The following is a 13,467-nucleotide window of genomic DNA, read 5'->3' on the forward strand; positions in this document are numbered from 1 at the left end:
CCGACTGAAGCCTTTGTTGTTTCGGTCAGAGATTGACGGAGGTTGTGCCTCAGTCGTCATTGTCATGTCCGGCTGGGCGGGACTCGACACTCTGTTGCCCCATCACCTGATACCAGTCGAGCTTGCGGGTCAGCATCATGATCAGTGCCAGGGTGGCGAACAAGAGCAGGGCGCCGAGCAGCAGAGCTATCTCTTCGGCCTGCAGCAGGCTGTAGAGGATGGCATAGACCAGCCCGAGCAGCGCTGCGAAGCCGATCCCCTGCTTCGGGCCGCCCAGCACATGGCTGAGGTAGAAGCCGTTGAGCAGCACGCTGGCCAGCGAGGCCACCAGATAGGCCCAGCCAAAGCCGAGGTGCTCGGTCAGGGCCAGTAGCACCAGATAGAAGATGGCCAGCCCCATGCCCACCAGCGCGTACTGGATCGGGTGAACCCGCAGCCCCTTGAGCAGCTCGAACATGAAAAAGCTGATAAAGGTAAGACCGATGAAGAGCAGGGCATACTTGGCTGCCCGCTCGTTGAGCTGATAGTGATCCACCGGCTGCACCAGACTGACGCTGAAGGTGGAGAGATGACTATCGCCACCGTTCATCATCCGGTTGAAGCGGGTCTCCATGTCGCTGGCGAACCAGCTGGTTTGCCAGTTGGCCTCAAACCCTTGTGGGCTCAGGGTGCGACTGCCCGGCAGAAAGTCACCGATAAAGTTGGGGTGGGGCCAGTTGCCCGCCAGCTGCAGGGTGCTCTCCTTGCCCAGCGGGACTATGTCGAGGGTGTTCATCCCCTGTAGATTGAGCTCCAGATGGAAGGTGCCATCCTGCTGCGGCAGGCTGTCGATCGGGGCATGGATACCCGCGAGCGCATCACCGAGGCGGGCGCCGGGGGCAAACGGGATCCGCTGTGTGCCGAGTTGCAGTTCGGGGACGCTGTTGATACCGCGGGCATCGGAGAGCACCAGGCTCAGGTAGGGTTTGCCCGCCACCAGCTCGTCATCCCCGGCGAGCGGCGCGCTCTCTTGTAGTTGAGCGGCTGTCGGCAAACGGCCGGAGAGGGAGAGCCGGGTCTGATAGACCTGCGCCTGATAGATGCCGAGCTTGCGCGGGGTCACCTCCATGGTGGCCTGCACGTCGAGCTGTTCCGGCAGCAGGTAGCGATAGGTCTGCTCCTGACGGACGAAGCGCTTGCCATCCTGCTCGACCGTCACCGAACGGGTATAGGGCTGTACGATAATGGGCCCCATCAGTCGTTGCGGGCCGCTGCTGCTGGCCATGATGCTGTGAATGGCCTGACTGCGGTAAGCCTGACGCTCCCGGTTCAGCTCCATGATGGATTGCACTGGCACCATCAACAGCAGGCTGAGCAACAGCAGCAGAAATATCTTGTGGGTGAATATCTGTTTGACCATGACACGTCTCCTTGTTTGATGGAGTGAGTCTGTCAGTCCGGCGTGAAGTGGTGATGGGCTTGTGTGAAGTGGTGGTGAAGGGGGATAAAAAAACCGGCATTGCGCCGGTTTCTGGAGGAATTACAGGGTCTTCAGCTTCCCGGGCAATGCGGCCAGCACCTCTTCTTTTGCCTTGAGGGAGGCGAACTGCTTGCCGGGCTTTTGCACCACGGTATGGACGAAGATCAGCTGCTTGCCCGGTTTGCTGGCCCAGCCGACGAACCAGCCGATCTGCTGATCGCGGTTGAGGCTGCCATCCAGCTTCTTCGGGTAGCCCATGCCGGTCTTGCCGTGGATCTGCCAGCCCTCGATCTCGCTCACCTTGAGGATATTGGCGGTGTATTGCAGGGTCTGCGCCGAGACCGGCAGCTTGCCGCTGAGCATCTTGCCGAGGAAGCGGGCCTGTTCCTCCGGACTGATGGCGAGGCTGGAGCTGAGCCAGGCCTGGGTCAGGCCGTCATGTTTGCCCGGATTACCGGAGAGATCCCGATTGCCGTAGTCGAAGCGGTCGACATATTGCTGGAAGCGCTCCATCCCCAGCCATTCGGTGATCTGCTGGGAAAACCAGACCACCGAGTAGGTTTCCCAGCGGCGCGGGGTGGTGGTTTCACGCCAGGCGGGCAGCCAGCCGTCATAGCTCGGTTTGTAGGGCAGTGCCGGATGCTCTTCATCAACCAGATAGCCACTGTCGTAACCCATCAGCGCCAGCGGGATCTTGAAGGTGGACGCGGGCGGCAGCTGGCTGGAGCAGTCCCCTTCGCTGGAGAGGGTCTGGCCGTTGCCGTCAGCATAGAGAAAGCAGCCGCTGGCGGCGGAGGCAGGCAGGGCTGCGAGCAGACCGGCAGCCAGCAGGCTGGAGAGAAGCAGGCGGGACATAGCATTTCCTTGAGCAAATGGATGAGAGAAAGCGGCAGTCTAATGCCGCTTTGTGTGGGGAATGTGAAGTTGCGGGGGACTAGGCGAACGGCAGCCAGAGTTCCGCCAGCGCGCCCCCTTCCGGCCGGTTGCTCAGGGTCAGACGGCCGCCATGCTGGTGGGCTACTTCATGGGCGAAGCTGAGCCCCAGACCGCTGCTCTTCCCCTTGTCCGGTCGTGGCAGGGAGTAGAAGCGCTCGAAGATGCGCGGCAGGGCGTAGTCGGGAATGCCGGGGCCGCTGTCGGTGACCCGAAAACAGTAGCCCTCCTCCTGCTGGCTGCCGCTCAGGGTGACCTGCCCGTTGGCGGGAGAGAAGTCGATGGCGTTGTCCAGCAGGTTGCCGATGGCCTGCTCCACCAGCAGCGGATCCCACTTCTGTTTCGGCGCGCTGGCCAGCTCGGCCACCAACTCGACCTGACGGCGCTGGGCAATGATCTGGCGGGCGTCGAGGGTGCGCTTGCCCAGTTTTGCCGGTTCCACCGACTGGCGATCCAGCCCCTGCCCCGACTCCAGCCGCGCGAGTTGCAGCATTCGCTCGATCAGCTGCTGCATGCGCGCGGTTTCCTGATTGATGTTGCCGATAAACCGTTTGGCAACTTCGGGGGGCGGCGTTTCGGCCAAAATCTCCCCTGCCCCGCGAATGGCGGCCAGCGGGCTCTTCAGCTCGTGGGTCAGGCTGTGCACATAGGCTTCGATGTAGCTTTTGCCATCGAGCTGGTGGCGCATGGTCTCCAGCGAGCGGCCGAGCCGATCCAGTTCGACGGTGTGCAGCCGTGGCAGCGGTGCCGCCTCCCCCTTGCTGACCGAGTCGGCGTAGTGCACCAGCTTGCCGATGGCGCGGTTGAGCCACCACACCAGCAGACTGCCGATCAGCAGCGAGATGAGCAGCATCTGGCCGCCTGCCCGCAGCAGCTCCTGTTCCCCCCGCTCAATGGCGGGCATCAGGGTGCGATTGGGTTTGGCGACGGTGAGGGAGCCGATGATCTCGGCCCCCTCCCGCAGCGGCGCTGCCACATACATGGTCGAGCTGGCGGCATCGTCGGGATCGGTGCGGGTGCTGCGGGCGCCATATTGGCCGCGCAGGGTGCGGTAGACATCGTTCCAGCGGGAATAATCCTTGCCCAGATCCGTGCCGTCGGAGTCGTAAATCACCATACCCTTCTGGTCAGTGACATAGATGCGGTACTCCGCCTGCTGCTTGAGGTGGCCGTCGATCATCGCATTGATGGGATTCTGGTTGAGGCGGGCGAAGGCGCTGGCCAACCGCCCGTTCATCATATTGCCCTCTTTCAGATCATCGAGGGCGAGCGGCGCCAGCAGCTGGGTCATGTCTACCAGAGTATCCTCGGTGGCGCTGCGCACCCCGGGTTTTATCTCCTCGACGAAGATCTCCAGCACGAACCAGGCGGCCAGCGCGAAGATCAGCAGCAGGCCGCACAGCAGTTGCAACCCGAGTCTCATGCCAGCTCCAGGCTGTAGCCCAGTCCGCGGTGGGTGAGGATCAGGTTGGCCTCGGGATCATGTTCGCGCAGCTTGGCGCGGATGGTCTTGATATGGGTATCGACGGTGCGATCCAGACTCTCCTCCGCATCCTGCCACACCAGATCCATCAGCTGTTGGCGGGAGTAGACCCGGCCCGGCGCAAGCATCAGGGTCTTGAGCAGCAGATATTCGTAGCGGGTGAGGGCCAGCGGCTGACCGCGAAAGTGAATGCGGGCCCGCTCCTCATCCAGTACCAGCAGGGCGCTGGGCTGGGGGGCGACGGGCTGGCTGCGGCGCAGGATGACCCGCACCCGGGCACACACTTCCCGTGGCGAGAAGGGTTTGGCCACATAGTCGTCGGCACCTATCTCCAGCCCGATCAGTCGGTCTATCTCCTCGCTGCGGGCGGTGAGGAACATCAGGGGAATATCGGTCAGCGCCCTCACCTGCTTGCAGAGTTCGAAGCCGCTGATGTCGGGTAGCCCCACATCGAGGATCAGGAAGTCGGGTCGCGTCTGTTCCAGTCGTGTCAGCAACTGTTGGCCCAGCATGAACCACTCCACCTCGAACCCGTCGGTCTGCAGGGCGTAAATCAGGGTGTCGGCGATGCTGGCCTCATCCTCCACCAGCCAGATGACTCTCTTTTGCATGGCATCCTCGTCGCAAATTGGCACCCCATTCTGGCATCGAACCAAATCGGATCCTATTTGCTGTTTTATTTTTCCGAAAAAGGGGCTAATATTTCGATGTTCTTTCGAATCGAAACTTAAAAATGACCAAACGTAATACTCAACAACGCCGACACACCATAGTGACCCTGGTACAAGAGCAGGGTGAAGTGAGCGTCGACGCCCTTGCCAAACACTTTTCTACCTCCGAAGTGACTATCCGTAAAGATCTGGCGGTACTGGAGACCGGTGGTCTGCTGCTGCGCCGTTACGGTGGCGCCGTCCCCTTGCCGAGCGAGATGGTGGTCGAGGTCAACCCTGAACAAGTTTCGAACCGAAAGTTAGCCATTGCCCGTGCGGCGGCCGAGCGGCTGCGTGATCACAACCGCGTCATCATCGACAGCGGCAGCACCACCAGCGCCATGATCCCCATGCTGGGCAACAAGCGCGGCCTCATCGTGATGACCAACTCCCTCAATGTGGCCGGTGCCCTGCGCGAGCTGGAAAATGAGCCTACCCTGTTAATGACCGGTGGCACTTGGGACCCTCACTCCGAATCCTTCCAGGGGCAGGTGGCGGAACAGGTGCTGCGCTCCTACGACTTCGACCAGCTCTTTATCGGTGCCGACGGCATCGACCCGGAGCGTGGCACCACCACCTTCAACGAGCTGGTGGGCCTGTCGCGGGTCATGGCCGAGGTGTCGCGGGAGGTCATTGTGATGGTCGAATCGGAAAAGATCGGCCGCAAGATCCCCAATCTCGAACTTCCCTGGTCGAGCATCCATACCCTGGTGACCGACGAGGGGCTGGCCAGCGAGGCCAGAGAACAGATTCAAGCCCAGGGGGTGACGCTTATCTGCGCCCCGGTCACTTGCTGACATCGAGCTCTGAACCATCCAACTGACTTTACGATTTGTATCTCAAGGAGAAGTGTATGTGTGGCATCGTCGGGGCTGTTGCCCAACGTGATGTGGCTGAAATTCTGGTAGAGGGCCTGCGCCGTCTGGAGTACCGCGGTTATGACTCAGCCGGTGTGGCCGTGTTCAGCGCCAACCAGCCGCTGCAGCGGGTTCGCCGTCTGGGCAAGGTGGCCGAGCTGGCCAAGGCGCTCGACGAGCAGTCCGTTCACGGTGGTACCGGCATCGCCCATACCCGCTGGGCCACTCACGGCGAGCCCTCCGAGCGCAACGCCCACCCCCACGTTTCCGAGCATATCGTGGTGGTGCACAACGGCATCATCGAGAACCACGAAGAGCTGCGGGAAGAGTTGAAGGCGCTGGGCTATGTGTTCAGCTCCGACACTGACACCGAAGTGATTGCCCATCTGGTCCATCATGAGCTGAAGAGCGCCGGCAGCCTGCTGGCCGCCATGCAGACTGCGGTGAAGCAGCTGCGCGGTGCCTACGGTACCGTGGTGATGGACAGCCGCGACGACAGCCGCGTGGTGGTTGCCCGTTCCGGTTCACCGCTGGTGATCGGCCGCGGTATCGGCGAGAACTTTATCGCCTCCGACCAGATGGCGCTGCTGCCGGTGACCCGTCGTTTCATCTTCCTGGAAGAGGGTGATGTGGCCGAAGTGACCCGCCGTGACGTGCATATCTTCGATACCAACGGCAACGCCGTGGTGCGCGAAGAGCAGGAGTCCGAACTCTCCCACGATGCCGGTGACAAGGGCGAATACCGTCACTACATGCTCAAGGAGATCCACGAGCAGCCCAAAGCGATCACCAACACCTTGGAAGGGCGTCTGGGCAGCGATCACGTGGTGGTCGAATCGTTCGGTAACGGCGCACGCGCCATCTTTGACAAGGTCGAGCACGTGCAGATCGTCGCCTGCGGCACCTCCTATCACTCCGGCATGGTGGCTCGCTACTGGTTCGAAGAGATCGCTGGCGTCTCCTGCGATGTGGAGATCGCCTCCGAGTTCCGCTATCGCAAATCGGTAGTGCGCCCCAACAGCCTGCTGGTGACCCTCTCCCAGAGCGGCGAGACTGCCGATACCCTGGCGGCGCTGCGTCTGGCCAAGGAATCCGGCTACATGAGCTCGCTGGCTATCTGCAACGTGCCGGGCTCCTCGCTGGTGCGTGAATCGGATCTGGCTTTCATGACCCGCGCCGGTGCCGAAATCGGCGTGGCCTCCACCAAGGCGTTTACCACCCAGCTGGCTGGCTTGCTGATGCTGGTGGCCTCGGTCGGTCACTGTCGTGGCCACCTGAGCGCCGCCGCCGAAGCCGAACTGGTCAAGGCGCTGCAAGCCCTGCCGCTGCGTATTAAAGAGAGCCTGGCACTGGCCAAGGATATCGAAACCCTGGCCGAAGAGTTTGCCGACAAGCAGCACAGCCTGTTCCTCGGTCGTGGCAGCCAGTACCCCATCGCCATGGAGGGGGCGCTCAAGCTCAAAGAGATCTCCTATATCCACGCCGAAGCTTACGCGGCTGGCGAGCTGAAGCACGGCCCGCTGGCGCTGATCGATGCCGAGATGCCCATCATTGTGGTGGCGCCAAACAACGATCTACTGGAGAAGCTCAAGTCCAACGTGGAAGAGGTGCGCGCCCGTGGCGGTATCCTCTACGTGTTTGCCGATGCCGATACCGGCTTCAAGAGCGACGAGACCATGCGGGTCATGAACCTCAACCATGTGGAAGAGGTGATCGCCCCCATCGTCTATACCGTGCCGCTGCAGCTGCTCTCCTATCACGTTGCCCTGATCAAGGGGACTGACGTCGACCAGCCGCGCAACCTGGCAAAATCGGTGACCGTTGAGTAAGTCACTCTCTCAAATGAAAAAGAGCCGCAATTGCGGCTCTTTTTGTTGCTGCTGAGGGGTTACGACAGCCGCAGGTTGGTGATGGTGACCTCGTCGAGGGAGGGCACTATGATGCCGCTGGTGATCCCTTTGGCGATGGCCTGACTGCGGTTCTTCGAGTCGGTTTTGTTGGTCACCTGGGTCAGATGGAAGTTAACCGTCCGCTCACTGATGCCGAGGATGGTGGCGATCTCCCAGGAGGTCTTGCCCTCGCTGGCCCAGAACAGGCACTCCTTCTCCCGATCCGACAGTTCGGTCAGGTATTTCATCATATCCGGTCTGCTTTTGATTAGTTGCAGTGCGGAGTTGAAGATGTAGCTGGCGCAGAACGACAGCAGCGGAACATTTTCAAACATCAGATCGGAGTTGGATTTCTCCTTGGTGATGAATGAGAGGATGCCGTGCTCCCCCTGCGGGGTGTGCAGCGGAAAGGAGACGCCATTGCGTACCCCGAAATCAGCCGCCAGGTTCATCACGTCGCGGCTGGCGCTGGGTAGCCAGGGCGAATCGCAGTCGAGCTTGTTCCAGAAGATCGGCTGGGTCTGTTTCAGCCCCAGATAGACCACCGGATCCTGGGTCAGATACTGGTTTTCGCTGTAGGCGTCAAACCAGGTGGTCGGACAGTTGTTGAACAGTGCCACGTGGGATTTTTGCATGCTGATGGGGAAAATAATCAGCAGCCGAAAGTAATCGAAGCCCATTTGATGACTGAAGCGCTCCAGCAGTTGCTGGATATCGCTGGTTTTTGTTGCCTTGGTGAACTTGTCGATATGTTCCCAGATCGCATCGTTGAGCATTACTTTCTCCTTTTTCGATCTTTATCACACTGATCGAAAAGATTTTTTCTCGTTATTTATATTTGTGCGGTGGCTATTGGCGCCACTTATTCCGTGCGTGCTTAAAAATTATCCTGTTTTTGTGCATAAAGGCCAAGAAAATCCTCTCGTTGCCAGTCCGCCCTGCATTTGAGATAATGATAATAGTTATCATTAGTAAGATGTATTTCAATGAACAAATTATGGGGTGTGGCCCTGCTGCCACTGTCAGTCCACTTTGCTGCCATCGGGGATGAGCTGGTTGCTCCCGCCCTTAAGAACAGCATAGCTGCCGGGAAAGCCTCCCAGCAGCGGGTGGAAAAAGCCGCCGATGCCGCTGTTGCCGCACGACTGGAGCTGCAAAATGCCCAGCTGCAACTGCGTGACCTCGAAGCCTACAACCGCTACATGCAATCTCTGGTGGCCGATCAGCAAAATGAGCTGGGTAAATTGAGCCAGCAGCTGGAAGCGGTGCAAGAGACCCGTCAGGGCTTGATCCCGCTGATGTTGCAGATGCAGGCAGATCTGGAACAGCTGGTGCAAAACGACATCCCGCTGCGCAAGGAAGATCGGCAGGCGCGGGTTGAACAGTTGAAAGCGACCCTGGCCCGCGCAGACGTTAGCGAGGCAGAGAAACTCCGTCAGCTGCTGCAGGCCTATCAGATTGAAGCCGAGTACGGCAGCCGGATGGACAGCTATTCCGCCGAGCTGGAGCTGGATGGTGCTCCGCGTCGGGTCGATGTGCTGGCGCTGGGTCGGGTCTCCCTGCTGGCAATGACGGCCGATCGCAGTCAAGCATGGCGCTGGTCCGCCGAGGCGAAGCAATGGCAAGCCCTCGATAGCCAGTGGCTCTCCCCTATTGCCGAGGCGATGGATGTGGCCGCCGACAAGAAAGTTCCCCAGTTGCTCAATGTCCCCCTCTCTGTCAGCCGCAGTCAGGAGGCCCAATCATGAGAGTCACCATGAAGTGGTTCCCCCTCCTTATTGCCCTCTCCTGCGGTACCAACGCTGCTGTCGCCGATGAGTGGCAGCAGCAGGAACAGGCTCGTGAACAGCAGGCTCAGCAAGACCTGGCGACCGTTGCCAAGGAGCTCGGCACTGCCCGCGCCAGACTGGCCGAGGCCCAGCGCTTGAGCAAGGAGCTGGCTGGCAAGTTCGCCAGCAACGAGAAGCAGCTGGTCGAGCTCAACGCCCAGTGGGAGCAAGCCTCCGGCGACATGAACGAGATCTTCGCGGTCACCCGTCAGGGCGCCAGCGATGCGGTCAAGCTGCTGAGCGAATCCGCCGTCGAGGGCCAGTACCCGGAGCGTCTCGCCCCGCTGAAAGCCATGGCACAGGATAAACAGGTGCCGGATCGCGCCGCCCTCGCCCTGCTGCCCGCCACGCTGCTGCAGGAGATCCGCGAATCTGGCCGGATTGCCCAGTTCAACGGCAAGGTGCTCGATGCCCAGGGGGCTGCCAGCGAGCAGTCGCTGACCCGGGTTGGCAGTTTTGCCCTGCTGGGGAGCGAAGGCTTCCTGCAACCGACCGCCGAAGGCTTGAGCCCGGTACTGGGTCTGCCCGGTAGCGTGCTCTCTGCCGTTGCGGCTTATCAGGGTCAGGAAGAGGAAGCGCTGCCGCTGGATCCTTCGCATGGCACTCTGCTGGCGATGCTGGCACAGGCGCCCACCTTCTGGCAGCAGGTACAACAAGGTGGTCAGGTCGGCGCCATAATCGTGCTGTTGGCCGCCATCGGTTTGGGTATCGCTGCGGTACGGCTGTGGAGCCTCTCCCGCGAACTGGGTCGGGTGCGCCGCCAGCTCAAGAGCGGCGAGTATCACGCCGACAACGCCCTCGGCCGGGTGCTGACGGTGGCGGACAAACACCCCGAGCTGAGCATGGAGACCCTCGAGCTGCGTCTTGATGAGGCGATCCTGCAGGAGACTCCTCGCATGGAGCGCGGCATCGGTATGGTCAAGGTGATCGCGGCCATCGCCCCCATGCTGGGTCTGCTCGGTACCGTGACCGGGATGATCGGCACCTTCCAGGCCATCACCCAGTTTGGTACCGGCGATCCCAAGATCATGGCGGGCGGTATCTCCATGGCACTGGTCACCACGGTACAGGGTCTGGTGGCGGCCATTCCGCTGATCCTGGCCCACAGCCTGCTGCAATCGCGCTTCACCGAGCTCTCCAATGTACTGGAGCAGCAGGTAGCCGGCATTCTGGCCGAGCGCGCCGAGAGCAATAACGGCGGGATGGAGCGAGCAGCATGATGCTCGACATCTGGCAACAGCTGCAGAGCTTCATGGGCCGTGGCGGCCCGGTGCTCTGGGTCATTCTGACCCTGCTGGTGCTGATGTGGATTTTGATGATCGAGCGGCTGCTCTACCTCAATCTGGGTTTTGGCCCCCTGCAGCAACAGCTGCTCGGCCGCTGGCAGGCTCGCAGCGAGCGCCACAGCTGGCACGCCCGGGCGATCCGCAGTCGCTGGCTGGCACAGGCGGAGCTGGAACTGAACCGTCATCTGATCTTCATCCGCACCCTGGTGGTGCTCTGCCCCATGCTGGGGCTGCTGGGCACTGTGACCGGCATGATCGGCGTATTCGATGCGTTGGCCGCGGCCAACCGCTTTAACCCGGAGAGCATGGCGGGCGGGATCTCTCGTGCCACCATCCCCACCATGGCAGGCATGGTGGTGGCGCTCTCCGGCGTGTTGTTACTCAGTCGGCTCGAGAGTCAGGCCAAGCGTGCGCTGGCCAAGACCCGGGACGGCATGCGAGAAGAGAAGGTAATGCAATGAGACGGCAATCCAAACGCCAGCGTGACGAAGTGCAGATCGACATGACTCCCATGCTGGATATCGTGTTCATCATGCTGATCTTCTTTATTGTCACCACCTCCTTCGTGCGCGAAGCCGGGCTCGAGGTGCACAGACCCCAGGCCAGCCAGGCCAAGGCGCAGAAATCTTCCAGCATCATGCTGGCGATCGGGGCTCAGGGTCAGATCTTCCTCGACCGCAAGCAGATCGATGTGGAGCGGGTACAGGCCACCATCGCCCGTCTGCTGGCGGAGCAGCCCGATGCCAGCCTGGTGATACAGGCCGACGAGCGAGTGCCCCATGGCAAGGTGGTGCGGGTGATGGATGAGGCCAAGGCGGCGGGTATCGCCAATATCGCCGTGGCGGTGGCGCCGAAATGAAATACAAGCTAATGAGCCTGGGGCTGGGGATCGCCCTCAGTCTGGGCATCCTGCTGTTCATGGCCACGCTGGTTGAACCGCCCCGGGGCGAGAAGGTGGCGAGCGAACAGAAGCCCATCGTCATCAATATGCAGAACGAGGTGACCGAGGTGCAGGTACGCGAGCGTCCGGTACCGCAGGAACCCGAGCCTCTGCCAGAGCCTCCCGCGGCATTGGCCTCGACACCGCTGCCGATGCCTGCCGCGGCCCCCTTGGCGGCTGTTGAGCCGAGTCTGGATCTGGTTTCCAGCCTCAGCGCGGTGCAGGTCTATGCCCCCGGAGTGGCGACCAGTACCGCACCGGTATTGAGTGGCAACTACCACGGCCAGCAGCAGGGTGCGGGTATCGGCGCCGGCGACATGCTGATGCCGCTGCAACGGATCGAGCCGGTTTACCCCTATCGCGCCCAGCAGTCAGGGATCGAAGGATTCGTCACCCTGCGCTTTAGCGTGAATGCCGAAGGTGGCGTGCAGGATGTGGAAGTGGTCGAAGCCAAACCCAAGCGTCAGTTCGAGCGGGCGGCCATTCAGGCGATCAACAAGTGGCGCTATCAGCCGAGACCGGGCGCCACCGACAAGCTGGTGCAAGTCATCACGCTCAAATTCAAACTGGAGTCATAACTATGTTGCGGATCTGGATCTGTCTGCTTGCCCTGGTCGGCCAAGCCTGTCTGGCGATGGAGGTCAGCCCTCACTTCTCCCGTCAGCTTGAACCCGTGATGAAGCTCTATCAGTCCGGTCAGTGGCAACAAGCCCAGAGCAAGGCATCCGGCCTCAAACCAAATAGCGATGCCGAGCGTGCCTGGCTGGCGCAGTTGCAAGCCTCGCTGGCGGCCAATCTGCAACAGACCGCCCAGGCGAGCCGTTATGTCGAACAGGCCCTTGCCTATAAAGAGTGGCCCGAGCAGCAACAGCTCCAGCTGCTGCGACTGCGCGGCGATATTCAGGCCCAGCAATCCAACTGGTCTGGCGCCATCGCCAGCTACAAGGCGGCACTGGCACTCAAACAAGACGATGGGCTGCGCCTGCGTCTGGCCGGCCTCTATTACCACAACAAACAGTACGGTGACGCCGCCAGCCAGAGCGAACAGTTGTTGAAGAAGGGTTGGCAGAAGCAGGCCGCCATCATTCGTCTCTCCGCCCTCACCGCTCAGCAACGTTATGGCGTGGCGGCCGATCAGGCGGCCGAGTTGATCAGCCACGAACCCAAAGAGAGCAAATGGTGGCAACAGGCGGTATCGCTCAACCTCTCCGCCAAACGTGGCGATCAGGCGTTGGCTCTGTTGCAAACAGCTATCGACAGAAAACTGATGGATGATGCGTCTGCCCGCAATCAGCTGATCCGTCTCTATGCCTGGCAAGGGCTGCCTTATCGTGGAGCCCGTCTGCTGGAAGCTGCCATGGCCAAGGGACAGATGAAGCAAAGTGCTGAAAACCGCCAACTGCTTGCCCAATTGTGGGAAGGTGCCCGGGAGTGGTCACAAGCAGTTGATAGCTGGCAGCAGCTGGCCAGCCTACATGGTCAGCCCAAAGCCGCCATGCGCGCCGCCGAACTGCTGCTGCAACAGGGCAAGACTGATGCTGCCATGACCCAGCTCGCTGCCATCAAGTCGGTGAAGGGCGAGCAAGGCAATCGCGCCAAAGCGTTGCTGGTGCAGGCACACCTTAATAAGGAGCAGTATGCCCAGGCGCTGGAACTGGCCCGTGAGCTGCAGCAACAGGATAACTGGCAGCAGAAAGCAACCAGCTGGGTCAACTATATCCGGGCACAAAGCGAAGAGTTGAGCAAAAAAGCGGCGTAAAAGAGATGCCAAGGGGTTGTTTTGGGGCGTTCAGTTCGCTTTTTCAGCAAACGAGCGCATTTTTGCAAAAAGCCCTTGTCATCCCGGCGCGGCTCCCTATAATGCGCCCCTACCAGCACGGCGGAACACGCCAACCTGATGAGCCAGCTTCCTAGCGAAGTGGGCGCCGAAAGAAAAGCGAAAACAATCGCTTGACTTTCGAAGTGAGAGGTGTAATATGCGCCTCCTCAACGCGACAAGCGTAACGCTCTTTAACAATTTGAATCAAGCAATCTGTGTGGGCACTCACAGCATCGAACATCAAAAACAATTTTTGATTTTC

13 protein-coding genes are annotated in these 13,467 nt (G+C 60.7%); 8 read left to right on the top strand and 5 right to left on the bottom strand.

Going from position 1 to position 13,467, the window contains the following annotated elements; all coding sequences use genetic code 11:
- Positions 1 to 49: 49 nt before the first annotated feature.
- From creD to blrA, 4 genes are all read right to left on the bottom strand, one after another.
- Positions 50 to 1,399: a cell envelope integrity protein CreD gene (gene creD / locus G5221_RS17960; protein WP_421263665.1), complete on the bottom strand. Its 1,350-nt coding sequence runs from the start codon at positions 1,397 to 1,399 to the stop codon at positions 50 to 52.
- 120 nt (positions 1,400 to 1,519) lie between these two features.
- Positions 1,520 to 2,314, bottom strand: a complete 795-nt coding sequence (blaOXA, locus tag G5221_RS17965) for an OXA-12 family class D beta-lactamase (protein ID WP_421263666.1) — start codon at positions 2,312 to 2,314, stop codon at positions 1,520 to 1,522.
- Positions 2,315 to 2,393: 79 nt separating this feature from the next.
- Complete coding sequence (gene blrB / locus G5221_RS17970) at positions 2,394 to 3,815, bottom strand: beta-lactam sensor histidine kinase BlrB (RefSeq protein WP_113740533.1); 1,422 nt, start codon at positions 3,813 to 3,815, stop codon at positions 2,394 to 2,396.
- Positions 3,812 to 4,486 (bottom strand): beta-lactam response regulator transcription factor BlrA, encoded by a 675-nt coding sequence (gene blrA / locus G5221_RS17975; protein WP_013724228.1) that lies wholly within the window; start codon positions 4,484 to 4,486, stop codon positions 3,812 to 3,814. Before blrA ends, blrB begins: the two co-directional genes overlap by 4 nt.
- A 122-nt stretch (positions 4,487 to 4,608) precedes the next feature.
- Here blrA and G5221_RS17980 point away from each other — a divergent pair, with 122 nt between their 5' ends.
- The gene (locus G5221_RS17980; RefSeq protein ID WP_005355851.1) at positions 4,609 to 5,382 is read left to right on the top strand and encodes a DeoR/GlpR family DNA-binding transcription regulator; all 774 of its coding nucleotides are present in this window, start codon (positions 4,609 to 4,611) and stop codon (positions 5,380 to 5,382) included.
- Between the two features lie 56 nt (positions 5,383 to 5,438).
- Entirely contained in the window at positions 5,439 to 7,271 is a 1,833-nt protein-coding gene (glmS, locus tag G5221_RS17985) for a glutamine--fructose-6-phosphate transaminase (isomerizing) (protein ID WP_005355853.1), read from the top strand.
- Between the two features lie 59 nt (positions 7,272 to 7,330).
- Here glmS and G5221_RS17990 read toward each other — a convergent pair whose 3' ends face one another.
- Positions 7,331 to 8,107 carry a helix-turn-helix transcriptional regulator gene (locus tag G5221_RS17990; protein ID WP_005357256.1) on the bottom strand — a complete coding sequence of 259 codons (777 nt, stop codon included), beginning with the start codon at positions 8,105 to 8,107 and terminating at the stop codon, positions 7,331 to 7,333.
- A gap of 210 nt (positions 8,108 to 8,317) precedes the next feature.
- Here G5221_RS17990 and G5221_RS17995 point away from each other — a divergent pair, with 210 nt between their 5' ends.
- From G5221_RS17995 to G5221_RS18020, 6 genes are read left to right on the top strand one after another with little or no spacing between them, the layout of a single operon-like run.
- Positions 8,318 to 9,079: a DUF3450 domain-containing protein gene (locus G5221_RS17995; RefSeq protein ID WP_338455862.1), complete on the top strand. Its 762-nt coding sequence runs from the start codon at positions 8,318 to 8,320 to the stop codon at positions 9,077 to 9,079.
- On the top strand, positions 9,076 to 10,380 hold the full coding sequence (locus tag G5221_RS18000; RefSeq protein WP_416035086.1) for a MotA/TolQ/ExbB proton channel family protein: 1,305 nt from the start codon (positions 9,076 to 9,078) through the stop codon (positions 10,378 to 10,380). The genes G5221_RS17995 and G5221_RS18000 overlap by 4 nt, the downstream gene beginning before the upstream one ends.
- On the top strand, positions 10,377 to 10,907 hold the full coding sequence (locus tag G5221_RS18005) for a MotA/TolQ/ExbB proton channel family protein (RefSeq protein ID WP_338455866.1): 531 nt from the start codon (positions 10,377 to 10,379) through the stop codon (positions 10,905 to 10,907). Before G5221_RS18000 ends, G5221_RS18005 begins: the two co-directional genes overlap by 4 nt.
- Complete coding sequence (locus tag G5221_RS18010) at positions 10,904 to 11,305, top strand: ExbD/TolR family protein (protein ID WP_005339369.1); 402 nt, start codon at positions 10,904 to 10,906, stop codon at positions 11,303 to 11,305. Before G5221_RS18005 ends, G5221_RS18010 begins: the two co-directional genes overlap by 4 nt.
- A complete protein-coding gene (locus G5221_RS18015) occupies positions 11,302 to 11,964 on the top strand; it encodes an energy transducer TonB (protein ID WP_005339371.1) in 663 nt (220 codons plus the stop codon). Before G5221_RS18010 ends, G5221_RS18015 begins: the two co-directional genes overlap by 4 nt.
- A 2-nt stretch (positions 11,965 to 11,966) precedes the next feature.
- Entirely contained in the window at positions 11,967 to 13,145 is a 1,179-nt protein-coding gene (locus G5221_RS18020; protein WP_421263667.1) for a hypothetical protein, read from the top strand.
- Positions 13,146 to 13,467 lie beyond the last annotated feature (322 nt).

Origin of the sequence: Aeromonas sp. 602200 (assembly GCF_049173895.1) — a bacterium.
GTDB classification, from domain to species: Bacteria; Pseudomonadota; Gammaproteobacteria; order Enterobacterales; family Aeromonadaceae; genus Aeromonas; species Aeromonas veronii_A.